Raw genomic sequence first — 26,093 nt, forward strand, 5'->3', positions numbered from 1 at the left:
CCGATGGCCAGGAAAGGGAGGCAAGGAGCCGATGACGCAGACGACCGCGCCCTGGGGCACACTTCGCATGGGACCGTACGCGGCCACGACGACGGTTCCGCAGCGGACGCCGGTGATCGACCCCGAGACGCAGATCGCCGTCGTCGTGGACGAGCTGGGCCGGACGGTCCAGTTGGGTGACCACGGCACCAGCACGAGCGGTGTGACGCCGACCGCGACAACCCCCGGTGACGGCTCCGGCCCGGGCGGCGCGACCGACGCGGACAGCACCGAGTCGTACGACCAGGACCAGAGTTCCAGCTGATGGATGACACCCGGCCGGTGCTCGTGCTGACCAACCCCTACGACGTGACGGCGGACGTGGTGCTGCGCCTGCTCGCCGCCCGCCGGGTTCCTGTGGTCCGCCTCGATCCCGGCACCGACCTGCACACGGGGGCCTCGCTGACCACCGCCTACGGTAGGGGCGGTCGGCGGGGCACCCTGCGTACTGCGAGCCGGGAAGTCGACACCGGTCTGATCCGAGCCGTCTGGGTTCGCAGGCCCTCGCCCTACCAGGGCCCGCAGGGGTTGGACGGCCAGGACCGCCGGTTTGCCGCGGAGCAAGCGTTGTGGGGAGCGGGCGGTGTCCTCGCGTCGCTGCCAGGCGCGCGCTACGTCAATCACCCCTTAAACAACCGTGCTGCGGAGGCCAAGCCCGCGCAGCTCGCAGCCGCCCAGCGCTGCGGGTTCCAGGTGCCCGGCACGGTGATCACCAACGACCCCGACGAGGCACGGGCGTTCGTCAGCGGCCAGCCCGATGGAGTCGTTTACAAGCCGTTGTGGAACACCTCCTACCGAGTGGACGGGTGTCCCCGCAGCATTTGGGTGCGGGAGGTGGGCGCGGCCGAGATCACCGACGCCGTCTCGCTCTGCCCCCACCTCTTCCAGGCCATGGTCGACAAGGCCTTCGACGCGCGGGTGACCGCTGTCGGTGGCCGACTGCTCGGGGTCAGGATCGACAGCCCCGATCTCGACTGGAGGCGCCGGCAGAACCTGATGACCTGCACCTCGATCGAGGTGCCGGAGCCAGTCGCCCGTTCGATCGCCGCCTATCTCGCCGAATTCCGTCTCGTCTACGGGGCGTTCGACTTCGCCGTCACGTCTGCCGGAGTCTGGTACTTCCTTGAGTGCAATCCCAACGGCCAGTGGGCGTGGCAGCCGCCGGAGACGACCGGCGGTATCGCCCGTGCACTTGCCGACCACCTGGAGAGAGGCCCCTGCCCATGAGCACATCGGCTCAACTCCGCGAGAGGCTGACGGATCGACTGGTCGCCGAGGGGGTATTCGCGGACGAGGGGTGGCGCGAGGCCGCTCGCGCGGTTCCGCGTGAGGTGTTCGCCGGGTCCTACTTCCTGCCGGTCCCGGGCAGCGTGCCGACCGCGTACCGGGCCGTCCGGGAGGACGAGCCGGGGTGGCTCGAGGGGGTCTACTCCGACGAGACCCTGGTCACGCAGCTGGACGGCCGGACCAGGGCCGACGACGTGTCCGAGGACGTCGTGACCGGGTCCCCGTCGTCGTCCTCCACACTGCCGTCGCTGGTGCTGCGCATGTGGCAGCAGTTGGGTGCCGAGGCCGGGCACCGGGTGCTGGAGATCGGCACCGGCACCGGATACTCCACCGCCCTCGGCGCGCACCGGTTCGGGGGCGCGCGACTCACGAGCGTGGAGTACGACCCGGGGGTCGGCCGGGCGGCCGCCGCCACGCTGGGGGTCGCCGGATTCGCGCCCCGGCTGGTCGTCGGGGACGGGCTGCGCGGCGACCCGGTGGGGGCACCGTACGACCGGCTGATCGCCACGTGCGCGGTGCGGTACGTCCCGCTGCCGTGGCTGCATCAGGTCCGGGCGGGCGGGCGGATCCTGGCGACCCTCTCCGGGTGGAGTTACGCCAACGCACTCGCCCTGCTCGACGTGACCGGTCCGGGGGAGGCGGTGGGCCGCTTCCTCCCCGGGCGCACCAGCTTCATGATCGCCCGGCCCCACGACCGGCCGCCGCGGCCCACCCTCGCCCTGCTGCCCGGGGACGAGCGGCCGAGCCGGATCGACCCCGCGGTGCTCGACGACTGGACAGGCGGCTGGCTCGCCCAACTCGCGGCGCCGTCCGCCGAGCGCCTCGGGACGGGCGCGGAGCAGATCCTCTGGGACGTGTCCACCGGCTCCCAGGCGCGTACGGCCTCCCTCCCCGGTGGCGGGTGGAGTGTCGTGCAGCGCGGTCCCGTCAGGCTGTGGGACCGGGTTGAGCAGGCCGTGCGGCGCTGGCAGGAGTCGGGCGCGCCCGAGCAGGAGGGGTTCGGCATCTCGGTCTCGCCCGCGGGTCAGCGGGTGTGGCTCGGCGCCGAGGACGGCCCCGGATGGGACCTGCCGATCTGACCGGCGGCCCGGACTGGGGCCGGGGACCCGGGCATCAGCCCGTCGCCGCCGCGTACGCCGACCAGATCGCCGTCGGGAAGGTGCTGCCCGTGTGTTCGTGCGGGCGGGAGCCCGTCGTGCCGGTGAGGGGTTCGGTCTGCTGGGTCCTGGGGTTGATGCGGAAGAGGGCGACGGCCGTGGAGGCGCCGGGGGTCCAGCCCGCGTACCAGGCCGAGGTGTTGTCGGGGGCGGCGCCCGCGAGGCCCGTGCGGCCGGGGCCGCGGTCGAGGGCGGTGGCGACGTCGGCGGCGACCTGGGGGGTGAAGGGGTGGGTCACGGCGGGGGTGTGCAGCGGGGCGGGGTCGCCGTCGCGGGTGACGCGCAGGACGGAGTAGGGGTCGGTGTGGGTGCCGTGGGCGGCGAAGGTGGCGTACGCGCCCGCGACGCGGATCGGGCTCGGGGTGGCGGTGCCGAGCGAGAACTGCGGGATCTGCTCGGCGAATCCGCTGGCGGGCAGCAGGCCCGCGTCGACGGAGGCGCGGCGGACGCGGTCGATGCCGACGTCCATGCCGAGCTGCACGACGGGGGTGTTGACGCCCTCGGCGACCGCCTTGCCCAGCGGGATCGTGCCCCACGAGCGGTCGCCGTCGTTCGCGACCCGGACGATCTTGCCGTCCCGGCTCCAGTACGGGCCCTCCGGGGTGCGGACGGCCACCTTGTCGTCGCCGTCGTAGAGGGTGCCGGGCGTGACAGGGGTGCGGGGGGCGTCGCGGGTGAGCTGGACGCCGTCGCGCAGCCCGGCCGCGTAGACGAAGGGGGCGTAGACCGTGCCGACGGGGACGATCGCGATGTTGGCGTCGTCGAAGCCCTGCGTCACGTAGTCGGGCCCGCCGTAGAGCGCGAGGATCCGGCCGTCGGCGGCGACGGACGCGGCGCCGACCCGTACGTCCCGGTCGGCGGGGCGGGACGCCGGACGCAGGGCCGCCAGCCGGTCCTTGACCGCGGTCGCGAGGGCGGTGACGCGGGGCTTCTCGAAGGTCGTCCAGATCTGGTAGCCGCCGCGGTCGAAGTCGGCGTCCGAGATGCCGCTGTGCGCGGAGACGTACGCGCGGGCGGTGTCGACCAGGTAGCCGGTCTGCCCGCCGAGCCCGGCGGGGCGGGGCGGGGCCTGCGGCTCGGGGAAGACGGTGATGGCCTTGCGCGCCGCGGGCGACAGGTGGCCGGTCTGCACCATCCGGTCCAGCACCCACGACCAGCGGTCCACCGCCCGCTTGTGGTTCGCGGGGCTCAGCGCCGGGTCGAACATGCCCGCGCCCTTGAGCACCGCGGCCAGCAGCGCGCTCTCGCTCACCGTCAGCTGCGAGACGTCCTTGCCGTAGTACGCCTTCGCCGCCCGCTGCACCCCGTACGCGCCGCGCCCGAACCAGCTGGTGTTGAGGTAGCCGTCGAGGATCTCGTCCTTGCTGAGCTTGCGGTCCAGCTTCACCGCCAGGAACATCTCGGTGACCTTGCGCGAGAGCGTGCGGGACTGGCTGAGGTAGACGTTCTTGACGTACTGCTGGGTGATCGTCGAGCCGCCCTGCGCCTCGCCGCCGGTCGCCATGTCCTTCACCGCGCGGGTGATGCCGCGCAGCGAGATGCCGGAGTCGGTGTAGAAGGACGCGTTCTCGGCGGCGAGGACGGCCGACTGGAGGGACTTCGGGATCCGGCTGAGCGGCATCGACTGCCGGTCCACCGGGCCGACGCGGGCCATCTCGGTGCCGTCCGCCCAGTAGTAGACGTTGTCCTGCTGGGTCGCGAAGGCGTTGAGGTCGGTGGGGATCTTCGTGTGCGCGTAGCCGTAGCCGATCAGCCCGGCGAGCAGGGCCAGCGCCCAGCAGAAGGCCAGCACGGTCTGCCGCGGCGAGGGCAGCCAGCGCCGCACCCCGCGGCGTCCGGGACGGGGGTAGCGGGGGCGCAGCACCCGCAGCGCCGCCCGCAGGGCGCGTGCCGGCTTCCGTACGCCGTTCCACCGCACGCGGGGGACGCGCAGCCGCCGCAGGACGTCGGTCGCTTTCCGCACGCTGCCCGCCTCCCGTCCGAGGACGCCGCGGAACGCCCGCGGCGGGCGTCACCGTAGGAAGCGCAACGGGACCGGACCGGGACCGGTTCGCGACAGGTGTGTAACAGCCGTACGGGGAGGGCGGGTTCGCCGCGGCCGGGTCCGTCGGTTCGACGCGGCCCGGTGCGTCCCGTCGCCACGAGCCGGTCCGTCCCGTCGGCGCGGGGCCCGTTGCCGTCCTGTGACGAATCGGGCCAGGGGCCGTCATGTGGCCGCCGGACGGTGGCCGCATGACTACCGTGAGGAAGCGCTTCCCGGCCCTGCGCAGGCTCGCCCGGCGGGCCGGGGTGCGGGGGCGGCGCCGTACCGCCGCCGTGTGCGGCCTGGTGTGCACGGGGCTGCTCGGCACCGCGGGGGCCGTCACCGTGGCCTTCACGCACGACGGTTCGGACGGCGCCGGAACGGGCAGGGGCGCCGGCGCCGCGCACAAGACGCGGGCCGCCGCCGTACCGTCCGGGAGCACCCCCGCGACGACGGCGCCGAGCAGCAGCCCGTCCGCGTGGGACGGCAAGACCCGGGTGATCGGCGACGGTTCGACCTCCGACACCGGTCCGCAGCCGCACCAGCTCGTCCCGCACAAGCTCAAACCCGGGGAGAAGCCGCCGCAGTTCGTGGTCTTCTCGTGGGACGGCGCGCTGGAGAACGACGACCACCTCTTCTCCCGCTTCCGCGAGGTCGCCGAGCAGAACGACGCGCACATGACGTTCTTCCTCAGCGGCATCTACACCGTCCCGAAGGACAAGCGCAGCCTCTACCAGCCGCCCCGGCACGGCCGCGGCGACTCCGCGATCGACTTCCCCACCGACCAGCACATCCGCTGGACGCTGCAGCAACTGCGGCTCGCCTGGCAGGACGGCGACGAGATCGGCACCCACTTCAACGGCCACTTCTGCGCCCCCGACCCGGGCGGCGGCGGCACATGGAGCACCGCCGACTGGGAGAGCGAGATCGCGCAGGCCTACTCCTTCGTGGAGCACTGGAAGACGAACACCGGCTTCACCGACATCCCGCCGCTGCCCTTCGACTACTCCAAGGAGCTGGCGGGCGGCCGCGCCCCCTGCCTGGAGGGGCAGACCAACCTGCTGCCCGCCGCGAAGGCCAACGGCTGGCGCTACGACGCGAGTTCGCCCGGCGACTTCCAGATGTGGCCGACGAAGAAGGACGGGATCTGGGACTTCCCGCTCCAGCTCATGCCCTACCCGGGCAAGGACCGGCAGATCCTCGCGATGGACTTCAACTTCCTCTACAACCAGTCCGGCGGCGACGTCACGCAGGGCGACCCGGCCCAGTTCCCCACGTGGGAGAAGGAGTCGCGGCAGGCCTACCTCAACGGTTTCGAGCGCGTCTACAACGGCAGCCGGGCCCCGCTCTTCATCGGCAACCACTTCGAGACGTGGAACGGCGGCATCTACATGCAGGCCGTCGAGGACGTCGTCAAGGACGTGTGCCACCGCAAGGACGTGCAGTGCGTGTCCTTCAAGGAGCTGAGCGACTGGCTCGACGCCCAGGACCCGGCGGTACTGGCGAAGCTGCGCACGCTGGACCCGGCGGAGTCGCCGGACTGGTCGACGTTCCTGAAGTGAGGCCGTGCGCGGTCGCGGGGGGCACGTCCGGGCGGCACGCCGTGTGACCCGGATTATGTGATCGTCCCGTAACAAAAACGGATGCCGGGGCCAGAGGTCCGGATACTGAGGGGCATGGCACGGCTGCTGCTGATCGAGGACGACCGCGCGGTGCGCGAAGGGCTTCTGCTCGCGCTGCGGCGCCAGGGGCACGAGGTCGCCGCCGTCCCCACCGGCGAGGAAGGGCTCACGCACCTGCGGGCGCAGCGCCCCGACGTGGTCGTTCTCGACCTCATGCTGCCCGGGATGCCCGGCCTCGACGTCTGCCGGCGGATCCGCGCCGCCGACGACCAGGTGCCGATCATCATGGCCACCGCGCGCGGCGACGACGTCGACATCGTCGTCGGGCTGGAGGCGGGCGCCGACGACTACGTGGTCAAGCCGGTGCAGGCGCGGGTGCTGGACGCCCGGATCCGCGCCGTGCTGCGCCGCGTCACCGGCGCGGGCACGGGCCCCGGCGGCACCGGCCCGGTGCCGCGCCCCGAACGGCACGGCGACCTCACCATCGACCGTGCCGCCCTCACCGTCACCCGGCACGGCGTGCCCGTCCCGCTCGCGCCCTCCGAACTGCGGCTGCTGCTCCTGCTGTCCGCCTCCCCCGGCCAGGTCTTCAGCCGCCAGCAACTGCTCGAAGCGGTCTGGGAGCACAGCTACCACGGTGACGCCCGGCTCGTGGACGCCTGCGTGAAGCGGCTGCGCACCAAGCTGGACGAGCCCGCCGAGGAGCGCTGCATCCAGACCGTGCGCGGCTTCGGCTACCAGTTCCGCCGCGTCCCCGCGGCCGCCCGGCAGACACCGCGGTGACGGCGGGCACGACGGTGGGGGCGGGCAGCGCGGACAGCACGGTGGGTACGGGCAGCACGGTGGGCGCGGCGGGCGCGGGCGGCACGGTGACGGCGGCCGGCCGCACGGGGCCGCGGCGCGGCGGGCTGCCGCGCGGGGGCCTGCGGATGCGGCTGCTGGTCGCCTTCGCGCTCGTCGCCGTCGTCGCCACACTCACCACCGGCGGGCTCGCCTTCCGCGCCGCCCGCATCGGCCTGCTCCAGCAGGGCCAGGACACCGTCATCACGCAGTTCCGCGACGACGTCGACAGCCTCGCCGTGACCCTCTCCTACCCGCCCGACAAGGACGCGCTGGCCGCCTTCGCCGAGAACCTCGCGCACGCCCAGCGCACCGTCAACTGGCGGGTCCTGGCCACCTACGACGGCATCGACGCGACCTCCGAACCCGGCGACACCTTCCCCGAACTCACCCCGGAGATCCGCGAGTCCGTCCGGACCAAGGCCGCGACCGTCTTCCAGCGGGTCGCCACCGACCACGGACCCGCGCTCGTCGTCGGCCTCCCCGTCGACTTCGCCTCCCCCGGCCCGCCCGGCACCGCCCGGCAGCCCTCCGGAGTCGCCGTCTTCCTCACCGTCTCGCAGGTCGACGAACAGGGCTACGTGGAGGCGCTGGTCTCCGCCGTCGAACGCGCCACCGTGCCCGCGCTGCTCGTCGCCGTCCTGCTCGCGCTGCTCGCCGCCCGCGGGGTGCTGCGGCCGGTCCGCGAACTGCGTCGCGCCACCCGGCGGATCGCCGAAGGGCACCTGGAGACCCGGCTCGCCGTCCACGGCTCCGACGAACTCGCCGACCTCTCCCACACCTTCAACGACACCGCCGCCGCGCTGGAGGCCTCCGTCGCGGAACTGCGCCGCATGGAGGGCCGCGCCCGCCGCTTCGCCGCCGACGTCTCGCACGAACTGCGCACCCCGCTCGCCGCGATGGCCGCCGTCACCGACGTCCTCGACGAGGACGCCACCCGCCTCGACGGCGACACCGCGACCGCCGTCCGGCTCATCAGCGAGGAGACCGTCAAACTCGTACGGCTCGTGGACGACCTCATGGAGATCTCCCGCTTCGACGCCGGGGCCGCCGACCTGCACCTCGACGAGGTCGATCTCGCCGAGTCGGTACGCCGCACCCTCGCCACCCGCGGCTGGCAGGACGCCGTCACGACCGACCTCCCGCCGCCCGACACCGCCCGCGGACGGGTGGACCCGCGGCGGCTCGACGTCGTCGTCGCCAACCTCGCGGGCAACGCGCTGCGGCACGGCGCACCGCCCGTCACCCTCACGATGACCGTGCGCGCACGGCCCGGCGGCGACCACGAGGCCGTCATCGAGGTCGGCGACCACGGACCCGGCATCCCGGCGGACGTGCTGCCGCACGTCTTCGACCGCTTCTACAAGTCCGACACCTCACGGACCCGGACGGAGGGCAGCGGCCTGGGCCTGTCCATCACCGCGGAGAACGTCCACCTGCACGGCGGCACCATCACCGCCGCGGACCGGCCGGGCGCGGGCGCCACCTTCACGGTGACGCTGCCGCTGCGCCGCGACTCATGAGCGGGCTCTTCGGCGGGGTGCGCCGCCCGGTGCGCCGGGGTGGGCGGGGGCTCGCGGTGGCGGCCGCGCTCGCCGCCCTCGTCGGGCTCGCCGGGTGCGGGATCCCCACCACGGGGGTGGTGGAGGCGGGGGAGCCGGGGAGCGGGGTCCGCCCCGTGGTCACTTTGTACTTCGTCCGTGCGACGGACGGCACGCTGGCCACCGTCCAGCGCCGGGAGAGCGTGCCGATGGGGGCGGAGGGGGCGCTGGAACTGCTCTTCAAAGGCCCCGATCCGATGGAGGGCAAGCTGCTGGGCCTGATCACGCTGGTGTTCCCGCCGCCCGGCTCCGTCCGCCTGGACCGCACGGAGGACGGCGTCGCCGTCGACCTCGGCCCGGACGTGGGACGGCTCCCCCCGGCCGCCGTCGACCAGATCGTCTGCACGGCGGCCACGGCGGAGTCCGTCCTCTCCCCGGACGCCACCCCCCTCCCCGTCACGGTCACGGCCTCGGGCCGCCCCCAGCACGGCACCCTCCAGGACCTCGCCGCCTGCACGACGGCCAGGACGGCGACCCCGACGGAGGCTTACCGGGCGGGGCAGAATCCCTGATCGTCAGCCGCGCTGATCGTCCTTGCGCGTGAAGAGCGGGATCATCCGGTCGCGCTCCGCCGCCGTGAAGGGCGGGTCCTCCAGCGGGGCCGGGTGGACGGGGCTGAGCACCGTTGCCAGGACGTCCGGGCGCAGGGCGGCGGCCTGCGGGGCGGACAGGCTCATGACGTCGAGGAAGGCCCGGCTCACACCGCGGCGGCGGGTCGCGGTGTGCATCAGCCGGTCGGAATAGCGGGTCATCACCGCGCCGAGCGGCCCCGGGGCGCGGCCCTCCGCCTCCGGGTAGCGCAGGTCCTGCCCCGCGGCCAGCGCCCACGCCGCGTCCGCCGCGCGCGCGGCCCCGCGCTGCACCCGGCGGGCCAGGCCCGGCCCCGGGCGGCGGGCGACCTCGTCGCGCAGCACCACCGCGTGCCGCGCGGCGACCGACATCCCGTGCCCGTAGAGCGGGTTGTACGTCGCGAGCGCGTCGCCCAGCACGACCAGGCCCTCCGGCCACACCCGCATGCGCTCGTAGCGGCGCCGCTGGTTGACGGTGCTGTGCGAGACCGTCACGTCGCTCAGCGGGGTGATCCGGGAGACGAGGTCGGCGATCACCGGATGCCGCAGGGTGCGGGCGAACCCCTCGAACGCGTCCGGGTCGGCGGTCGGCTGCGCGCCGCGCGTACCGGACAGCGTCACGAGCCAGCGCCCGTCCTCGACCGGCAGGATCGTGCCGTTGACGCCGGGCACCCGCTGCCGCGGGTCGGCCTGGAGGTTCACCGCCGGGAAGGACTCCGTGCCGGGCGGTGCCCGGAAGAAGCGGCTGGCGTAGCCGAGGCCCGAGTCGACGACGTCGGTGCGCACCGTGGGCAGGCCCAGCCGGTCGAGCCAGCGCGGCATGGAGGAGCCGCGCCCGCTCGCGTCCACGACGAGGTCGGCCTCCAGCGTCTCGTCGCGCCGCCCGTCCCGTACGAGCACCCCGGTGACGGCGGTCGCGGTGCCGCGCAGGCCCAGGACGGAGCGGCCCGCCAGCGTCCGCACACCGGGCAGCCGGGTAACCCGTTCCCGTACCGCCCAGTCCAGCAGGTCACGCGTCGCCGAGAGGAAGAACTGCTGCTCGGGGAAGCGGGTGAGCCAGCCGCCGGAGGTCAGCACGACGAGGTCGGACGGGACGGCGATACGGCGGCCGCCCGCCGCGAGCAGCGCGTCCGAGGCGCCGGGCACCAGCGTGTCGAGGGCGCGGGCGCCGCCGGACCACAGCAGGTGGGCGTGCCGTGCCTGCGGGACCCCCTGGCGGGGGAGGGGGCCGTGCGGGAGTTCGTACCGCTCGACGACCGTGACGTTCATCGTCTCGGACAGGGCCGCCGCCGCGAGCATGCCCATGAGGCTGCCGCCGATCACCACTGCCCGGCCTGTCCGCCGGCCGACCCCCGCCATGAGCTCTCCTTCGCTACCGCTGCCCGCAACCTGCCCTGCCCCGGGGTTGGCTCAACCCTCCGGGCTGCCCCATTCTGCCGCGCCGGGATCTTCCCCCGGTGGGTGGTCGCGCGCGCGGTGCCCCGCGGCGGGCCGCAGGCCTCCGCAAGGGGGGACTCCCAGTCCCAGGAAGCGGAGGGCTCTGGGTGCGGCGCCCCCGGCGAGGGAGGGTGAGAAAGGTAAGCCCCCACAGCAGTGAAAGGCGGCACGCAGAAATGACGAGCATCCCCGGAGGGACGTTCACGCCCACGCCCGGACTGGTCCTCAGCCGGATGGGATACGGCGCGATGCAGCTCGCGGGGCCCGGCGTGTTCGGGCCGCCGAAGGACCGGCCGGAGGCGGTCCGCGTGCTGCGGACGGCGGTCGAGCTGGGCGTCACCCACATCGACACCAGCGACTTCTACGGCCCGCACGTCACCAACGAGATCATCCGCGAGGCCCTGCACCCGTACCCCGAGGACCTGGTCCTGGTCACGAAGGTCGGTGCGCGGCGCGACGACAAGGGCGCGTGGCTGCCGGCGCTGTCGCCGGAGAGCCTGCGCTCGCAGGTCGAGGACAACCTGCGCAACCTCGGCGTCGAGGCGCTGGACGTGGTGAACCTGCGGGTCGGCGACGTCGAGGGCCCCGCGGAGGGGTCGATCGCCGAGGGCTTCGGTGTTCTCGCCGAGCTGCGCGAGCAGGGCAGGATCCGGCACCTGGGCCTGAGCAACGTCAACGACGCGCAGCTCACCGAGGCGCAGGCCATCGCGCCGGTCGTCACGGTGCAGAACCTCTACAACATCGCCCACCGCGTGGACGACGCCCTGGTGGACCGGGCCGCGCGGGAGAACATCGCCTTCGCCGCGTTCTTCCCGCTCGGCGGTTTCTCCCCGCTCCAGTCGGCGACGCTGGAGGCCGTGGCGGCGCGGGTGGGCGCGACCCCGCAGCAGACCGCGCTGGCCTGGCTGCTCCAGCGCTCCCCGGCGATGGTGCTGATCCCGGGTACGTCCTCGGTGGCGCACCTGCGGGAGAACATCGCGGCGGCGGACCTGGTGCTGCCCGCGGACGCGGTGGCGGAGCTGAACGCGGCCTGACGTACGGTCGTACCGGTGGCGTACGGGCGTCGAACCGGCGTCGTACGGGCGGCCCACCGTCCGCGAACGTTCCGCGAACCGTACGCGTACTGTCCGCGAACGGGGCCGGGGCCCAGGCGCCCCGGCCCCGCGCGGGACCAGCTATACGCGATGTGTATAGTTCCACGCGGTCCGCCCGCGGCGGGCGAATCCACCGTCGACGGGGAGGACTTCCGCATGCGCCTCGCGCATCTCATACGTAGCACCGGCCGCACCCGCAAGCGCGCTCTCGCCGCCCTGCTCGGCACCGCCGCCCTCGGCACCGCCCTGACCGGCTGCAACGGCTACGACGCGACCTACCCCTCCAGCGCCCGCAGCAACACCGGCGCGCACCCCGCGGCCTTCGCCGCCACCTCCGACGGCGGCACCGTCGACTGCCGCAAGGCCAAGTGCGTGGCTCTCACCTTCGACGCGGGCCCCAGCGTGCGGACCCCGCAGATCCTGGCGATCCTCGCGAAGTACCACGTCCACGCCACCTTCTTCACGCTCGGCAAGAACCACGTGATGAAGCACCCGGAGATGGTCAGGGAGATGGCGGCGCAGGGCCACGAGGTCGAGACGCTGACCTGGTCGCACCAGATCCTGACGAAGATCAGCAAGGACGAGGTCCGCAAGGAGATCACCGAGGGGCGGGACGCCGTCGAGAAGGTCATCGGCGTGCGGCCGACGCTGCTGCGCCCGCCGCAGGGCCGTACCAGCTCCACGGTCACCGCGATCGCCAAGGACCTCGGCATGTCGGAGGTGGTGTGGAGCGCGGACGGCGCGGACTACAAGACCACCGACTCCAAGCTCATACAGCAGCGGATCCTGAAGAAGACCAAGCGGGACGGCATCATCCTGCTGCACGATCTGGTCGATCCGACGAACAAGGGCTACAACGGCACGGTCGCGGCCGTCCCCGGCATCATCGCCACGCTCCAGCAGCAGGGCTACACGTTCGTCACCGTCAAGCAGCTGCTCGCGCCGGGGAATCCGCAGCCGGGCAAGGTCTACAAGTGACGTCCCCGCGGCGGGCCGGAAGTTAAAGGTCCAGCTAAGGACCGCCTGCGACGGTTCCCCCGGGGTTCGGTTGGCGTGCACACTACAGCCCGGTGCCGCCATGAGCGGTTACCGAACGGCCAAGTCCGCTCACCGAACCACACGTTGGAGTCGTCATCACCGACATATCCACCCCCCGTGCAGTGCGGGCCGCCGTGATCGCGGCGGCCTCGCTCGCCCTGGCGTCCGGCTCGCTGCTGATCGCCGCCCCGTCGCAGGCCGCCTCCGGCGCCGCCGCGCCGACCGCGAAGACCATCGCCGACAGCCACCCGGCGTGGGCGACCGCGGCCGGTGACACCGGCGCCGTGTCCTCCTCGACCGAGATCACCGGCACCGTCTACCTCGCCGGCCAGGACCCGGCGGGCCTGGCCGCGTACGCCACCGCGGTGTCCGACCCGGCGAACGCCGCCTACGGGCAGTTCCTGACCCCGGCGCAGTACCAGGCGCGGTTCGGCGCCACGGCCGCGCAGGTCAAGGCCGTCACCACGTGGGCGAAGGGCGCCGGTCTCACCGTGCTCGGCAGCACCACGCACGCCGTGACCGTACGCGGCACCAACTCCGCGATCACCAGGGCGTTCGGCACCGGCATCCACACCTACCGGGTGAACGGCGCGCTGCGGCACGCCCCGGCCCGGAACGTCACCGTGCCCGCGTCCGTCGCCTCCGCCGTCCTCGGTGTGACGGGCCTCAGCTCGGCCGGCGACAACGTCGTCCGCCCGGACTACGTGCGCACGAACGACGGCGGCCCGACGACCGCCACCGCCGGGCACGACAAGCCCGCCGACCAGCTGCCGACCACCGCGACATGCTCGGACTTCTGGGGCCAGAAGACGACGACCGCCGGTCCGGCCGGATACGCCAAGGGCGCCGTGCCGTTCGACCAGTGCTCCTTCTACCCCTCCCAGCTGCGCAACGCCTACGGCATCACCGCCTCGGGCCTGACCGGCAAGGGCGCGACGGTCGCCATCGTGGACGCGTACGCCTCCTCGACGATGCTCGCCGACGCCAACCAGTACGCGACCGCGCACGGCGACAAGGCCTTCCGGCCGGGGCAGTACCGCGAGGTCGTCGACCCGTCGCAGTGGGAGGACCAGGACCTGTGCGGCGGCCCCGAGGGCTGGGCGCCCGAGGAGGCCCTGGACGTCGAGATGGCGCACGGCCTCGCGCCGGACGCGAACGTGGTCTACGTGGGCGCCAACTCCTGCAACGACACCGATCTGCTCGGCGCGATCACCACGATCGTGGACGGCCACCTCGCGGACGTGATCTCCAACTCGTGGGGCGAGATCATGCACACCACGGACAACGCCGACGTGTCGGCGTCCGAGATCGCGGCCTACGAGCAGGTCTTCCAGCAGGCGGCGGCCGAGGGCATCGGCGTCGGCTTCTCCGCCGGTGACTGCGGCGACTCCGGCCCGACCGCGGCCGCGACCGGCGCCAACTGCCAGAAGGACACCCCGCGCGCCCAGGCCAACTGGCCCGACTCCGACCCGTGGGTGACCTCGGTCGGCGGCACCGCACTCGGCATCTCCTCGAAGTCCGGCACGTACGGCTTCGAGACGGACATGGGCACTCTGCGCTCCAACCTGTCGGCGGACGGCACCAGCTGGGTGCCCTCGGTGCCCGCGCCCTTCTACTTCGGCGGTGGCGGCGGCACCAGCGAGGACTTCGCCCAGCCCGCCTACCAGCGCGGCGCCGTCCCGTCCGCGCTCGCGCACACCCTGATGACCGGCGAGCACAGCCGCACCGCGCAGCGCGTCACCCCCGACGTGTCGATGAACGGCGACCTGTACACCTCGGTCCTGGTCGGCATCTCCGACGGCGCCGACTACAGCGAGGGCGGCTACGGCGGTACGAGCGTCAGCTCGCCCGAGTTCGCCGCGCTGCAGGCCGACGCGATCCAGGCCCGCCACCACGCGATCGGCTTCGCCAACCCGGTGCTCTACGCGCACCCGAACCTGCTGCGCGACGTCGTCGACGAGAATGCGGCGCACCACGCCAAGACCCCGCTGAGCAGCATCGTCGACTTCGGTGAGGTCAACGGCGCGCTGACCGTCCGGCTCGTCGCCTTCGGCCAGGACACCTCGCTCAACGCCGTCCGCGGCTACGACGACGCGACCGGCCTCGGCACCCCGACGCTGGCCTACCTGCGGTCCTTCGGCCGCCACTGACCGTTCTTTGACGCAGGAGCCGGGTCCCTCGGGGCCCGGCTCCTGCGTTTTCACCCGGCTCAGTCGCGGTAGTGCAGCACGAAACGCAGGGCGTCGCCGCGGATCCGGCGGCGGACGAAGTACAGCGGCCTACCGTCCGGGGCGCAGCTCACCCCTTCGCGGACCAGCAGCGGGTGGCCGGTGGGCACGCCGAGCAGCGGCGCGTCGGTGAGGTCGGCGGCGGTCGCGGAGAAGGCCCGCCAGTCGTACTCCACGGGGTGGCCGAGCACCTGGTGCAGGGCCGCGGCCAGGTTGGCGGTCGCCTCCAGCGCGGGCAGCACCTCGGGGACGAGCTCCGCGCCGAGCCAGTAGCTGCACACCGCGAGCGGCCGGTCGTCCGGGGCGACCAGGGTGTCGATCCGGCCCAGCTCGGCCGCGGGCCGGTCCAGCGCGCGGACGGCCTCGCCGCCCTCGTCGGCGGGGGCGGTCCCGAGGACCCGCTCGACGCGGGCGGCCTGCGGGTCGGGCGGCGGCGCCCCGTCCGGGCCGGGCGGCGCGTCCACGGCCTGGGTGCGCGGGTTGACGTGCACCGAGACCTGCGGGACGCGGGTGCGGACGAAGGTGCCGATGCCGCGCCGGATCTCAATCGTCCCGGCCCGGTCCAGCTCGCCCATCGCCTGCCGCACCGTCAGCCGGTTGACGGCGTAGTGCGCGGCCAGCTCCGGCTCACTGGGCAGGGCCGCGCCCGCACGGAACTCCCCCGCGTCGATCCGGCGCTGGAGCCGCTGCGCGAGCTGGAGGTAGAGGGGGACGGTGCCGTGGCGCTGCAACACCGTACGGATTCTAGAGCGCGAGGGCCGCCCGTACGGTCGCGCACCTGGAGTTCACCTGGGCGTCGGCAGGGCGTACAGCGGGCGGGTCCGGGGCGTCATCCGCGAAATCTAGACGTATAGATGTCACCTCTGACCTCAGGAGATATCGCATGTCCGACCTCAGCCGCCGTCGCGCCCTGGCCACCGGCGTGACCGCCGCCCTCACCCTGGGCGCCCTCGCGGGCGGCACCGCGGCCGCCTCCGCCCACCCGGGGCGCCCGTCGAAGCCCGCGCACAGCGCGAAGCCCGCCGCGCACCACGCGATCCCCTTCACCGCCGCGACCGTCACGCAGCAGGCGAACGGCTCGTTCACCCTCAGCTGGACCTCCGCCCCGGGTGTCGGCCGCGTCTCCGTCTACGCCGGGCGCGACCAGCAGCACATCGCGCGCGTCCACGCCGTCGCGACCGGCCGCGGCACCGCGACCGTCACCGTGCCCTCGCCCGGCACCGCCGACCGCTGGTGGTTCGAGCTGGTCCCGGACCACGGGCAGCCGCTGACGCTCGCCGACCGCTCGCTGCACCTCGCCTCCGCCCCCAACTTCCGCGACGCGGGCGGCTACCGCACGACCGACGGCCAGTGGGTGCGGATGGGCGTCCTCTACCGCTCCGGCGACCTGAGCACCCTCACCGACGCCGACCTCGCGACCCTGCACCGGCTCGGCATCCGCACCGACATCGACCTGCGCACCTCCACCGAGCGCTCCACCGCCCCCGACCGCCTCCCGGCCGGCACCCGCTACGTCGTCGCCGACGTGCTGGGCGACGCGCTGTCCGGCGCGCTGCCGACCACCGAGGACGCGGCCGTGCAGATGATGACCGAGGGCGAGCGCACGATGGTCTCCGGCGACAACGCCAAGAAGGCCTACACCACGCTCGTCGACGCCACGGTGAACCCGCGCGACGCCGCCGTGGTCTACCACTGCACCGCGGGCAAGGACCGCACCGGCTGGGCCAGCGCCACGCTGCTGACCGCGCTCGGCGTGCCGCGCGCGACCGTCATGCAGGACTACCTGGCCAGCAACACCTACCGGGCCGCCGAGAACGCCGCCGCCCTCGCGCAGCTCCCCGAGGCGATGCGCCCGGCGTACAAGGCGCTGCTCGACGTCCGCCCGGAGTACCTGAACGCCGGCTTCGGCGAGGTCGCGCAGAAGTACGGCTCCTTCGACCGCTACCTCGACAAGGCGCTCGGCTTCGACAGCCGCGACGTGCGCGACCTGCGGCGGCAGCTGCTGGTCGGCTGAATCCGCCCGGGCACGGGGGTGTTCAGGGTCGGGCGGCGTGGGGGATGCGCTGCTCGACCCAGATGATCTTCCCGTCCTTGGTGTAGCGGGTGCCCCACCGCTCGGCCAGCTGCGCCACAAGGAACAGCCCGCGCCCGCCCTCGTCGGTGGTCGCGGCGTACCGCAGGTGCGGGCTGGTGCTGCTGGCGTCGGCGACCTCGCAGATGAGGGTGCGGTCCAGCAGCAGCCGTACGTCGATGGGCCCGCCGGCGTAGCGGATCGCGTTGGTGATCAGCTCGCTGAGCACCAGCTCGGTGGTGAACGCCAGGTCCTCCAGGCCCCACGCGGCCAGCCGGTCGGTCGCCGCGTTGCGCACGGCGGCCACCGCGGACGGGTCGGAGGGCACGTCCCAGCGGGCGATACGGCTCGCGGGCAGCGCGCGCGTCCCGGCGACGAGCAGCGCGATGTCGTCGGTGGGCGCGGCGGGCAGCAGCGCGCGCACGACCGCGTCGCACGTCTCGTCGGCCGTACGCTCCGGGTGCCCGGCGAGCGCGGCGCGCAGCGCGTCCAGGCCGACGTCGATGTCGCGGCTGCGGTCCTCGACCAGCCCGTCGGTGTAGAGGACCAGCCGGCTGCCCTCGTCCAGGCGGAACTCGGCGGCCTCGAAGGGCAGTCCGCCCAGGCCCAGCGGCGGACCCGCGGGCACGTCCAGCAGCTCGACCGTGCCGTCCGGGCCGACCAGCGCGGGCGGCAGATGACCGGCCCTGGCCATCTCGCACATACGCGTCACCGGGTCGTACACCGCGTACAGGCAGGTCGCGCCGGTGATGGGGGCCGCGCCGCCGGGCTGCCCCGGCCTGTCGTCGGTCTCGTCCTTGTCGATCCGGCCGACCAGGTCGTCCAGGTGGGCCAATAGGTCGTCCGGGGGCAGGTCGAGCATCGAGAAGTTGAAGACCGCCGTCCGCAGCCGGCCCATCGTGGCCGCCGCGTGCATGCCGTGCCCGACGATGTCGCCGACGACCAGCGCGACGCGCGCGCCGGGCAGCGGGATGACGTCGAACCAGTCGCCGCCCACGCTCGCCTGCGCGGGCAGGTAGCGGTAGGCGACGTCCAGTGCGTTCTGGTCGGGCAGGCCGTGCGGCAGCAGGCTCTGCTGGAGGTCGGCGGCCATCGTGGTGTTGCCGGTGATGGCCGAGTCGATCTGCTCCTGGGTGCTGTACCTGGTGTCGAACAGGCCCGTGTTGCGGCCGACCCGCAGCACCGCCACCCGGTCGGCGACCGCCCGCACCTCGTCCAGTTCCGGGCTCACCAGCAGCACCCCGAGGTGCTGCTCGCGCAGCCGCTGGACCAGCTCCAGCACCCGGGCGGCCTGCCGGGAGCCGAGCGCGGCCGTCGGCTCGTCGAGGACGATCAGCCGCGGCTCGCCGATGAGCGCCCGCGCGATGGCGACCGCCTGCCGCTGCGCACCGGACAGCGACGCGACAGGCGTGCGCAGGCTCTCGATCCGCACCGACAGGCTGTCCAGCAGGGCGCGGGCGCGCTTTTCCATCCGGATCTCGCTGAGCATCCCGAAGGTGCGCAACTCCCGGCCGAGGAAGAGGTTCTGGACGGTGTCGAGGTTGTCGCACAGCGCCAGGTCCTGGTGGATCGTGGCTATGCCCAGGTCCAGCGCGTCCTGCGGGCGGCGCAGCTCGACGGGCCGGCCGCGCCACTCCACCACGCCCTCGTCCGGCGGCGTCACCCCGGAAAGAACCTTCACCAGCGCGGACTTGCCCGCGCCGTTGCTGCCGACCAGGCCGACGACCTCGCCCTCCCGGACCGTCAGGCCGACCTCGCGGAGCGCCTGCACCGCGCCGAACCGCTTGGAGACTCCGCGCACGGCCAGCAGCGGGCTGTCGCTCACGCACACCACCTCCTGCCCCGGGGCACCCGGCCTCCCGGTCTCCCGCCCCCGGCGCACCGCCGGGTCGGGCCCCCGCGTACCGAAGTCTGCCCCCAGGAACGGGGAAGCGCACCAAGGCCGTACAACGACCGCGCAACGGGCCGGCAACAACCGGCACGCGGACCTCGTACGGCCCGGTGGGAACGCCCCGGTGCGGACCCGCGCGCACGGCAGCGGCCGCGGGCGCCCGGGAGGGCGGGCCCGCGGCCGCTGACGTGGTCAGGCAGTCCTGCGGCGGATGCTCAGGCCGTGGGGCGCTGGTGGTCGTGCACCGGGGGCTGGCCCATGGCCGGCTGCGGCTGCACGCCGCCCGCCTGGAGCTGCTCGGCCTGCTCCTTGGAGATCTCCTGGGCGACACCGCAGAAGGTGCACTGCGTCATGTATTTGGTGTTCAGCGGAAAAAGCGGCACGAAGAAGAGCGTGAACTTCGTGACGCGCTTCTTGAGCGAGTGCGCCGCCGGATTTCCGCAGCGCCCGCAGACCAGCGTGAGCATGGCCAGCGCATAGAGATAGGTCCGCGTACCGAATATGATCATGAGTCCCCCCACACAACGGGATTGCCTGTCTCAGCAGAGTGTGCCGTACGAAGCCGACACCACGATATGCGGGGGCGCCATCCCCTTTCCGTCCTTTTCCCGGCCGACCCTCCGGGCCGCCCGGCTCATTCCGTCCTGAGGCTCGTCGCGGTCGAGGTGCGGGCGGCCCAGCCCGCGGGCAGCAGCGCGCCCACGGCGGCGATCACCAGTCCCGCGAGGGCGAGCAGCGTGACGACGCCCGGGTGGAAGACGGCGATGTCGGCGTGCGGGATACGGGTGCCGGCCGCCGAGCCCATCGACGGGACGATCACCCCGTGCAGCGCGATCCCGGCCGGGACACCGACCACCCCGGCGAGCAGCCCGAGACCGGCGACCGACGTCACGACCATCGCGATCGTCTGCCGCGGCGACATGCCCAGGGCCTTCATCACCCCGATGTCGTGGACGCGTTCGCGGGTGTCCAGCACCACGGTGTTGAGCACGCCGAGCCCCGCGACCAGGACCAGCATCAGGGTGAGGGTGGCGATGAGGGTGTCCATCGCGACGATGGTGGCGCTGGTGCCGCTGCTCGACGGGATCGCCTCGACGCCGAGCGGGGAGAGTGCCGTGTCGAGGGCCGACACATAGGCGCCGATATCGGTCCCCTGGGCGAGTTTCACGTGAAACATCTCCGGCCGCGCCTCGACGCCGATCGCCGTGAGCGTCCGGTAGTCGGTCGAGAACCGCAGGGCGTCGTCCACGATCAGCGCCTCGCCGACGATCGTCACCCGCGTGCTGCGCCCGTCGCCTTCGAGCGTGACCGTCCCGCCGACCTGCGTCCCGGTGGCCTCCAGGAAGCGGTGCCCCACCACGATCTGACCGGGGCCGGTGAACCAGTGGCCGGAGACCATCTGCAAGCCCGCCCAGGACGCGTCGCCCTGGTAGGCGTCCGCCCGCGCCGCCCCCGGCACGCCGGCGACACCCACCTGCGCCTCGCTGGTGCCGACATACCCCGCGGTGCCCTGCTGCGCGCTGATCGCGCTCACGAGCCTGCCGCGGTCCACCGCCTCGGGGCGGGCCACCGGCGCGGGCGGCGCACCGCCGTCGGCGGCGACCGGCGGCGGCGCGTCCGTCGGCGGCGGGTACACGGGAACGGTGACCTGGCCGGGGGTGTCACGGTTGAGGCCGTCCTGGATCGCCGAGAGCGACGACCCCAGCCCGAACGCGAACGTCACACCGACCGCGCCGAACGCGACCGCCACCCAGATCGTCGCCGAGCGCCCCGGCCGCGCGAACGGCCCGGCCAGCCCCATCGTCACCGCCCGCGGCAGCGGCAGCCGGGAGGCGACCCGCGCGGCCAGCCGCCCCCGCCCGACCCGCGGCGTACGGCCGATCGCGAGCGCCTCGACCGTACGCAGCCGGGCCGCCCGCAGCGCCGGCGCCAGCGCGCTCGCCACCACCAGCGCGAGCACCCCGGCGGGCACCACGAGGTCCAGCCACCACGCCACCGCCAGCGACCCCGCGCCGTACGCGTCCGAGGCCTGCTCGAGCAGCGGCAGCGACGCCAGGTTGCCGAGCAGCACGCCCAGCGCGGTGCCCACCGAGGCCGGGATCAGCGCCTGCCCGATGTACGCGCGCCCCACCTGGCCGGGCGTCAGCCCGAGCGACTTGAGCACCCCGATCCGCCGGGTGCCCGCGCTCACCGCGCCGCTCACCACGATGCCGATGATCAGCACCGACATCACCAGCCCCAGCACACCGAAGGCGACGATGAAGGGCACGAACGTCGCGCTGTGCTCGTCGGCGACATGCTTGGTCGTCAGATACGACAGCCCCGCCGTGAGCGCCCCCTTCGGCGCCGCCGCGGCCACCGCCGCCTTCCCCGCCGCGACCTGCCCGCTCGTCCCGGCGTGCGCGAAGCGGTAGAGCATCTCGTACGACGGGGTGCTGCCCGGCCCGGCGAACGCGGCGAGCTGCGCGGGCGCCACCCAGGCGTCCGCGGTCTTGCTGACCGAACGCGCGAGGCCGACGATCGTCAGCTTCGGCGCCCCGGGCAGGCTCGTGAACTGCGCGGTCGCACCCGGCTGGAAGAGGTTCGGGCCGTCGTCCTGCGCCGCGAGCACGATCTGACCGGGGCCGGTCAGCCAGTGGCCCTTGAGCATCGTGAGCGCGTCCACCGGGCCGCCCCGGTCGGCCCGGCCCGCGATCGTCAGCGGCGCCGACTGCGAGGTGATCGTCCCGCCGCCGCTCGCAGTGACCCGCGGGGACGCGGTGACCACGGCGAACGGCCCGGCCGCGGCCGTGACCCCGGTGGCGTGCGCGGTCGCGGCGACCTGCGCCCCGGTCGCCCTGGCGCCGTCGAAGCGCGCCGTCAGATGGGCGCCGCGCTGCTGCGCGAAGGCATGGTCGAAGGGCGCCCGCGAGGCGACCACGAGCCCCGCGGCCATGATCGACGCCGTGACGGCCAGCATCGTGGTCAGCGTCATCACGACCGTCTGGACGCGGCGCCGCCCGACCCCGGCCCGCACCACCTTGCCGAGCACGCTCATCGCGCCACCGCCGCGGTGCCGTTCGCGGGGCCGCGGCCGCTGACGTCCCGCACGATCCGGCCGTCGACCAGCTCGATCGTGCGGGTCGCGCACGCCTCGGCGAGCGCGAGGTCATGGGTGACCAGCAGGATCGTCTGGCCGTCCGCGTTCAGCTCGGTGAGCAGCGCGCGCACCTCCGCGCCGGACGCGGTGTCCAGCGCGCCGGTCGGCTCGTCGGCGAGCAGCAGCGCCGGACGGTTCATCAGCGCCCGCGCCACCGCGACCCGCTGCCGCTCGCCGCCGGACAGCCGCCCGGGGTAGGCGCGCGAGTGCCGGGCGATGCCGAGGTAGTCCAGCAGCTCCGCCGCCCGGGCCCGGGCCTGCGCCCGGCCCGCGCCGACGAGCTGCGAGGGCAGCAGCACGTTGTCCAGCACCGTCAGGTCGTCGAGCAGGTTGAAGAACTGGAAGACCATGCCGATGCGTTCGCGCCGGTAGCGCGCGGACCCGGTCTCGCTCAGCGTGTCGACCCGGACGCCGTCGACCGTGACGCTGCCCTCGGTCGGCCGGTCCAGGCCCGCGACCATGTTCAGCAGCGTCGACTTGCCGCTCCCCGAAGGCCCCAGGACCGCGAGCGCCTCACCGGCGCGGACGGTCAGATCGAGCCGGTCCAGGGCCGCGGGGCCGTCGTCGTAACTCTTGCGCACCTCGCGGATGTCGATGAGGGGTGCACTGCTCATCCGGGTCCTCCCCCGAGCTGTTCGGTCAGTGCCCAAGACGCTAGGAGCGGGGCCCGCGGCAGCGCGTCGGCCGCCGTGTGGAAGGCGGCTACCGCGGTGGTCGGACCCCGTTCGGCGTCATCCCGGGGGTGTACGCGGCCGGTCGTACAACGGGGTGCGGGACGCGACGGAGGGGGGATGTGGGGAGCGGTGGGGGCCCGGCACACTGAACACGTGAGCACGTCGGAGCCGGTGAGGCCGGTCAGCAGGACGCCGCAGGGCGTCGCCGCCGGGGCAGCCCGCGTCAGGGCCGCCCTGGCCGAGCTGCTGGGCCCGGGGCCGACCGCCCGCCGGGCGCCGCCGCAGCCGCTGTCGCGCTGGGCCTGGACGGCTGACGTGATCGCCGCCGTCGTGCTGGCCGCCGCCACCGCGTACGCCACGGCCAACGGCGCGACGGGCGACGGCCCCATCCGCTCCGGCGCACAGTTCTCCCCCGCACCCCCGGGCGTGCCCCCCGTGCCCGTCCCGCCGCCGCCCCCCGGCAAGCGTCTGCTGCTGGTGGATCCGCACACGCTCTTCCACAGCGCGCCGGAGCCCGCGCTGTGGCTGATCGTCCTGGGGGCGCTCACCGCACTGCCGCTCGCGGTACGCCGCCGGTGGCCGCTGAGCGCCTTCACCGCGGTGCTCTGCTCCTCGCTGCTCTTCCACGCGCTGACCGCGCACTCCTGGGCGGTCAACGGGGTGGAGGATCCGGCGACCTTCTTCACCTTCGTCTCGACGGTGCTCGCCGCCTACGCCGCCGCCCTGCACAGCCCTTACCGGCGGCGCGCGATCGGCGCGCTGCTCACCGGCGGCGTCGTGCTGCTGATAGCCCGGCAGCAGGCCCTGCCGTCCGTCTCACCGAGCTTCCTGCCCTTCATGCTGCTGCTGCCGCTCGGCCTCGCCGCCAACACCGTGCACATCTGGCGCCAGCGGATGCGCACCATGCAGACCGAGCAGGCCGCCGCCACCCAGCTCGCCGTCGAGCACGAAAGGGCCAGGATCGCCCGCGAGCTGCACGACGTCGTGACGCACAACGTCAGCATGATGACCGTGCAGGCCGGAGCCGCCCGCACGGTGCTGGACAAGGAGCCCGAGATGGCCCGCGAGGCGCTGCTCGCCGTCGAGGCCGCCGGTCGCGCCGCGATGGCCGAACTGCGGCACGTCATGGGCCTGCTGTCGATGACGACCACCGCGCCGGACACCCCCGGCGCAGGCGGACCCGGCACCGTGCCCGAGGCGGAGCTGGCCCCGCAGCCCGGACTCGGACAGGTCGGGGCGCTCGCCGACCGGGTGCGCGGCACGGGCGTGGCGGTCGCTTTCACCGTGACCGGCACCCCCGTCCCGCTGCCCGCGGGCGTGGACCTGGCGGCCTACCGGGTGGCGCAGGAGGCGCTCACCAACACCGTCAAGCACGCGTCGGGCGCGAGCGTCACCGTGAGCATCGCCTACCGCCCCGGCGAGGTGCAGGTCGAGGTGGCCGACACCGGCGGCGCCCCCTCCCCGGCCGCCTCCACCGGCAACGGCCGGGGACTGCTGGGCCTGCGCGAACGCCTCGCCGTCTACGGTGGGACCCTCGACGCCGGACGCCGCATATCCGGCGGCTACCGGGTCCGGGCCGTCATCCCGGTGGGGGACGCGTGAACGCAGCAGCGGAAGGGCCCCTGCGGGTCGTCATCGCCGACGACCAGGGCCTGGTGCGCACCGGCTTCCGGATGATCCTCACCGCCGCCGGCATCGAGGTCGTCGCCGAGGCCGCCGACGGCGAGGAGGCGGTGGCGGCGGTGCGCCGCACCCGCCCGGACATCGTCCTCATGGACATCCGCATGCCCGGACTCGACGGCCTGGAGGCCACCCGCCGCATCCTCAGCGGCGCCCCCGACGACCCCCAGGTCCTGATCCTCACGACCTTCGACCTGGACCGCTACGTCTACGCCGCTCTCGCCGCCGGGGCCAGCGGCTTCCTGCTCAAGGACGTCACCCCCGAGTACCTGGTCGCCGCCGTGCGCCTCGTCCGCTCCGGCGACGCCCTCCTCGCCCCCGCCATCACCCGCCGCCTCGTCGAACGCTTCGCCGCGAACCCCGGCGGGGCCTCCCCCGTCCACCGCGACCTCGCGGCGCTGACCCCGCGCGAATCCGAGGTCCTCCGCCACCTCGCGGGCGGCCTCAGCAACGCGGAACTGGCCGCGGGCCTGGGCGTGAGCGAGGCGACGGTCAAGACCCACGTGACCCGCATCCTCTCCAAACTCGGCCTGCGCGACCGCGCCCAGGCGGTGGTGGCCGCCTACGAGTCCGGCCTCGTCACCCCGGGCTCGGCCCGGCCCCGGTGAGGCGCCCCGCGCTCAGGAGGCAGCCGCCTCCAGGGCCTGGAACTGCTCGTCGGTGAGCTGGATGCCCGCCGCCGCGGTGTTCTCCTCCAGGTGCGCGACCGACGAGGTGCCCGGGATCGGGAGCATGGCGGGGGAGCGGCGCAGCAGCCAGGCGAGGGCCAGCTGCGAGGGGGCCGCGTCGTGCTCGATCGCGATGCGGGTCAGCGGGCTGTCGGTGCCCGCGAGGGCGCCCGTCGCCAGCGGGAACCACGGGATGAAGCCCAGACCGCGGGCCTCGCAGTGGTCCAGGACGTCCTCGGAGGCGCGGTCGGCCAGGTTGAAACGGTTCTGCACGGACACGATCGTCGCCGTGCGGCTCGCTTCCTCGATCTCCGCGACCGTCACCTCACTCAGCCCGATGTGCCGGATCTTGCCCTCCGACTGGAGCGCCGCCAGCTCCCCGACCTGCTCGGCGACCGGCAGCTTCGGGTCGATGCGGTGCAGCTGGAGCAGGTCGATGCGCTCGACCCCGAGGTGCCGCAGGCTCAGCTCGACCTGCTGCCGCAGGTACTCCGGCCGCCCCACCGGCACCCACACCCCGGGCGCGGGTCGGGTGAAGCCCGCCTTCGTCGCGATGACCAGGTCGTCCGCGTAAGGGTGCAGGGCCTTGCGCAGCAGCAGGTCCGCGGTGAAGGGCCCGTACGCGTCCGCGGTGTCGATGAAGTTGACGCCCAGCTCCGCGGTGCGCCGCAGGACCCGCACCGCCTCGTCCGGATCCGCGGGGTCCCCCCACACTCCCGGCCCGGTCAGCTGCATCGTCCCGTACCCCAGACGGGTGACGGGCAGATCCCCGCCCAGCAGAAAACTCCCGGACGCCAGGGCCACTGGCGTGGTGGGCTCAGACATTGACGTTCTCCCTTCGCTGACCTGACCTGACCTTATGCCTCCCCTCTGCGGGGCACCCCTTTTGCCGGGGGCACCCCCGCCCGCCGGGCACCCCGGGGGCGCGGGGCGCTGCCCTCCGCGCCGCCGGGCACCCCGGGGGCGCGGGGCGCTGCCCTCCGCAGAGGAGACGTCACCTCCGGGTCGCCCCGCGGACGCCCCCGCGTCGTACGC

The 26,093-nt window shown here is 73.9% G+C and carries 20 protein-coding genes and 2 pseudogenes; 13 read left to right on the plus strand and 9 right to left on the minus strand.

Annotated features, from left to right (window positions below):
• The first annotated feature begins 31 nt into the window (after positions 1-31).
• From tgmA to tgmC, 3 genes are read left to right on the plus strand one after another with little or no spacing between them, the layout of a single operon-like run.
• Positions 32-304 carry a putative ATP-grasp-modified RiPP gene (tgmA, locus tag ACH4PY_RS01615; RefSeq protein WP_398174601.1) on the plus strand — a complete coding sequence of 91 codons (273 nt, stop codon included), beginning with the start codon at positions 32-34 and terminating at the stop codon, positions 302-304.
• Positions 304-1,266, plus strand: coding sequence for an ATP-grasp ribosomal peptide maturase (tgmB, locus tag ACH4PY_RS01620; protein ID WP_398174604.1), 963 nt, complete (start codon positions 304-306; stop codon positions 1,264-1,266). Before tgmA ends, tgmB begins: the two co-directional genes overlap by 1 nt.
• Positions 1,263-2,405 (plus strand): ATP-grasp peptide maturase system methyltransferase, encoded by a 1,143-nt coding sequence (tgmC, locus tag ACH4PY_RS01625; RefSeq protein WP_398174608.1) that lies wholly within the window; start codon positions 1,263-1,265, stop codon positions 2,403-2,405. Before tgmB ends, tgmC begins: the two co-directional genes overlap by 4 nt.
• A gap of 34 nt (positions 2,406-2,439) precedes the next feature.
• Here the strand turns inward: tgmC and ACH4PY_RS01630 are convergent, their stop codons facing one another.
• The gene (locus ACH4PY_RS01630; RefSeq protein WP_398174611.1) at positions 2,440-4,446 is read right to left on the minus strand and encodes a transglycosylase domain-containing protein; all 2,007 of its coding nucleotides are present in this window, start codon (positions 4,444-4,446) and stop codon (positions 2,440-2,442) included.
• 269 nt (positions 4,447-4,715) lie between these two features.
• Between ACH4PY_RS01630 and ACH4PY_RS01635 the strand changes: the two genes are divergently transcribed.
• The 4 genes from ACH4PY_RS01635 to ACH4PY_RS01650 all read left to right on the plus strand — a co-directional run bounded on the left by ACH4PY_RS01635 (position 4,716) and on the right by ACH4PY_RS01650 (position 9,081).
• Entirely contained in the window at positions 4,716-6,068 is a 1,353-nt protein-coding gene (locus tag ACH4PY_RS01635; RefSeq protein ID WP_398174614.1) for a hypothetical protein, read from the plus strand.
• 114 nt (positions 6,069-6,182) lie between these two features.
• Positions 6,183-6,911, plus strand: coding sequence for a response regulator (locus tag ACH4PY_RS01640; protein WP_398174617.1), 729 nt, complete (start codon positions 6,183-6,185; stop codon positions 6,909-6,911).
• A gap of 146 nt (positions 6,912-7,057) precedes the next feature.
• Positions 7,058-8,491 carry a sensor histidine kinase gene (locus ACH4PY_RS01645; RefSeq protein ID WP_398176018.1) on the plus strand — a complete coding sequence of 478 codons (1,434 nt, stop codon included), beginning with the start codon at positions 7,058-7,060 and terminating at the stop codon, positions 8,489-8,491.
• On the plus strand, positions 8,488-9,081 hold the full coding sequence (locus ACH4PY_RS01650; RefSeq protein ID WP_398174620.1) for a hypothetical protein: 594 nt from the start codon (positions 8,488-8,490) through the stop codon (positions 9,079-9,081). Before ACH4PY_RS01645 ends, ACH4PY_RS01650 begins: the two co-directional genes overlap by 4 nt.
• A gap of 3 nt (positions 9,082-9,084) precedes the next feature.
• Here the strand turns inward: ACH4PY_RS01650 and ACH4PY_RS01655 are convergent, their stop codons facing one another.
• On the minus strand, positions 9,085-10,497 hold the full coding sequence (locus ACH4PY_RS01655) for an FAD-dependent oxidoreductase (RefSeq protein ID WP_398174623.1): 1,413 nt from the start codon (positions 10,495-10,497) through the stop codon (positions 9,085-9,087).
• Positions 10,498-10,751: 254 nt separating this feature from the next.
• Between ACH4PY_RS01655 and ACH4PY_RS01660 the strand changes: the two genes are divergently transcribed.
• The 3 genes from ACH4PY_RS01660 (at position 10,752) to ACH4PY_RS01670 (ending at position 14,857) form a co-directional block, all read left to right on the plus strand.
• Entirely contained in the window at positions 10,752-11,609 is an 858-nt protein-coding gene (locus ACH4PY_RS01660; protein WP_398174627.1) for an oxidoreductase, read from the plus strand.
• 216 nt (positions 11,610-11,825) lie between these two features.
• The gene (locus ACH4PY_RS01665; protein WP_398174630.1) at positions 11,826-12,647 is read left to right on the plus strand and encodes a polysaccharide deacetylase family protein; all 822 of its coding nucleotides are present in this window, start codon (positions 11,826-11,828) and stop codon (positions 12,645-12,647) included.
• Between the two features lie 182 nt (positions 12,648-12,829).
• A complete protein-coding gene (locus ACH4PY_RS01670; RefSeq protein WP_398174633.1) occupies positions 12,830-14,857 on the plus strand; it encodes a protease pro-enzyme activation domain-containing protein in 2,028 nt (675 codons plus the stop codon).
• A 59-nt stretch (positions 14,858-14,916) separates the two neighbouring features.
• Here ACH4PY_RS01670 and ACH4PY_RS01675 read toward each other — a convergent pair whose 3' ends face one another.
• Entirely contained in the window at positions 14,917-15,669 is a 753-nt protein-coding gene (locus ACH4PY_RS01675) for a GntR family transcriptional regulator (RefSeq protein WP_398174636.1), read from the minus strand.
• A 149-nt stretch (positions 15,670-15,818) separates the two neighbouring features.
• On the opposite strand from ACH4PY_RS01675, the gene ACH4PY_RS01680 reads away from it, so the two are divergent.
• Entirely contained in the window at positions 15,819-16,949 is a 1,131-nt protein-coding gene (locus tag ACH4PY_RS01680; protein WP_398174639.1) for a tyrosine-protein phosphatase, read from the plus strand.
• Between the two features lie 22 nt (positions 16,950-16,971).
• Here the strand turns inward: ACH4PY_RS01680 and ACH4PY_RS01685 are convergent.
• The 5 genes and pseudogenes from ACH4PY_RS01685 to ACH4PY_RS01705 form a co-directional block, all read right to left on the minus strand.
• Positions 16,972-18,129 (minus strand): annotated as a pseudogene (locus ACH4PY_RS01685) (SpoIIE family protein phosphatase); the annotation flags it as partial.
• A 198-nt stretch (positions 18,130-18,327) separates the two neighbouring features.
• Positions 18,328-18,888: pseudogene (locus ACH4PY_RS01690) on the minus strand (ATP-binding cassette domain-containing protein); the annotation flags it as partial.
• 224 nt (positions 18,889-19,112) lie between these two features.
• Positions 19,113-19,406 (minus strand): zinc-ribbon domain-containing protein, encoded by a 294-nt coding sequence (locus ACH4PY_RS01695; protein ID WP_398174643.1) that lies wholly within the window; start codon positions 19,404-19,406, stop codon positions 19,113-19,115.
• A gap of 125 nt (positions 19,407-19,531) precedes the next feature.
• Positions 19,532-21,934, minus strand: coding sequence for an FtsX-like permease family protein (locus ACH4PY_RS01700; RefSeq protein ID WP_398174646.1), 2,403 nt, complete (start codon positions 21,932-21,934; stop codon positions 19,532-19,534).
• Positions 21,931-22,650, minus strand: coding sequence for an ABC transporter ATP-binding protein (locus ACH4PY_RS01705; RefSeq protein ID WP_398174649.1), 720 nt, complete (start codon positions 22,648-22,650; stop codon positions 21,931-21,933). Before ACH4PY_RS01705 ends, ACH4PY_RS01700 begins: the two co-directional genes overlap by 4 nt.
• 213 nt (positions 22,651-22,863) lie before the next feature.
• On the opposite strand from ACH4PY_RS01705, the gene ACH4PY_RS01710 reads away from it, so the two are divergent.
• Positions 22,864-24,312 (plus strand): sensor histidine kinase, encoded by a 1,449-nt coding sequence (locus ACH4PY_RS01710; RefSeq protein WP_398174652.1) that lies wholly within the window; start codon positions 22,864-22,866, stop codon positions 24,310-24,312.
• Positions 24,313-24,383: 71 nt separating this feature from the next.
• Entirely contained in the window at positions 24,384-24,998 is a 615-nt protein-coding gene (locus tag ACH4PY_RS01715) for a response regulator (protein ID WP_398176020.1), read from the plus strand.
• Between the two features lie 12 nt (positions 24,999-25,010).
• Here the strand turns inward: ACH4PY_RS01715 and ACH4PY_RS01720 are convergent, their stop codons facing one another.
• Positions 25,011-25,883 (minus strand): aldo/keto reductase, encoded by an 873-nt coding sequence (locus ACH4PY_RS01720; protein WP_398174655.1) that lies wholly within the window; start codon positions 25,881-25,883, stop codon positions 25,011-25,013.
• Positions 25,884-26,093 lie beyond the last annotated feature (210 nt).

Source organism: Streptomyces sp. NPDC021224 (assembly GCF_044332905.1).
Taxonomy (GTDB): Bacteria; Actinomycetota; Actinomycetes; order Streptomycetales; family Streptomycetaceae; genus Actinacidiphila.

Bases quoted from the DNA above. Each gene is read 5' to 3' on its own strand.
- tgmA (WP_398174601.1), top strand. From the start codon at position 32: ATGACGCAGACGACCGCGCCCTGGGGCACACTTCGCATGGGACCGTAC.
- tgmB (WP_398174604.1), top strand. From the start codon at position 304: ATGGATGACACCCGGCCGGTGCTCGTGCTGACCAACCCCTACGACGTG.
- tgmC (WP_398174608.1), top strand. From the start codon at position 1,263: ATGAGCACATCGGCTCAACTCCGCGAGAGGCTGACGGATCGACTGGTC.
- ACH4PY_RS01635 (WP_398174614.1), top strand. From the start codon at position 4,716: ATGACTACCGTGAGGAAGCGCTTCCCGGCCCTGCGCAGGCTCGCCCGG.
- ACH4PY_RS01640 (WP_398174617.1), top strand. From the start codon at position 6,183: ATGGCACGGCTGCTGCTGATCGAGGACGACCGCGCGGTGCGCGAAGGG.
- ACH4PY_RS01645 (WP_398176018.1), top strand. From the start codon at position 7,058: ATGCGGCTGCTGGTCGCCTTCGCGCTCGTCGCCGTCGTCGCCACACTC.
- ACH4PY_RS01650 (WP_398174620.1), top strand. From the start codon at position 8,488: ATGAGCGGGCTCTTCGGCGGGGTGCGCCGCCCGGTGCGCCGGGGTGGG.
- ACH4PY_RS01655 (WP_398174623.1), bottom strand. From the start codon at position 10,497: ATGGCGGGGGTCGGCCGGCGGACAGGCCGGGCAGTGGTGATCGGCGGC.
- ACH4PY_RS01660 (WP_398174627.1), top strand. From the start codon at position 10,752: ATGACGAGCATCCCCGGAGGGACGTTCACGCCCACGCCCGGACTGGTC.
- ACH4PY_RS01665 (WP_398174630.1), top strand. From the start codon at position 11,826: ATGCGCCTCGCGCATCTCATACGTAGCACCGGCCGCACCCGCAAGCGC.
- ACH4PY_RS01680 (WP_398174639.1), top strand. From the start codon at position 15,819: ATGTCCGACCTCAGCCGCCGTCGCGCCCTGGCCACCGGCGTGACCGCC.
- ACH4PY_RS01695 (WP_398174643.1), bottom strand. From the start codon at position 19,406: ATGATCATATTCGGTACGCGGACCTATCTCTATGCGCTGGCCATGCTC.
- ACH4PY_RS01700 (WP_398174646.1), bottom strand. From the start codon at position 21,934: ATGAGCGTGCTCGGCAAGGTGGTGCGGGCCGGGGTCGGGCGGCGCCGC.
- ACH4PY_RS01705 (WP_398174649.1), bottom strand. From the start codon at position 22,650: ATGAGCAGTGCACCCCTCATCGACATCCGCGAGGTGCGCAAGAGTTAC.
- ACH4PY_RS01715 (WP_398176020.1), top strand. From the start codon at position 24,384: ATGATCCTCACCGCCGCCGGCATCGAGGTCGTCGCCGAGGCCGCCGAC.
- ACH4PY_RS01720 (WP_398174655.1), bottom strand. From the start codon at position 25,883: ATGTCTGAGCCCACCACGCCAGTGGCCCTGGCGTCCGGGAGTTTTCTG.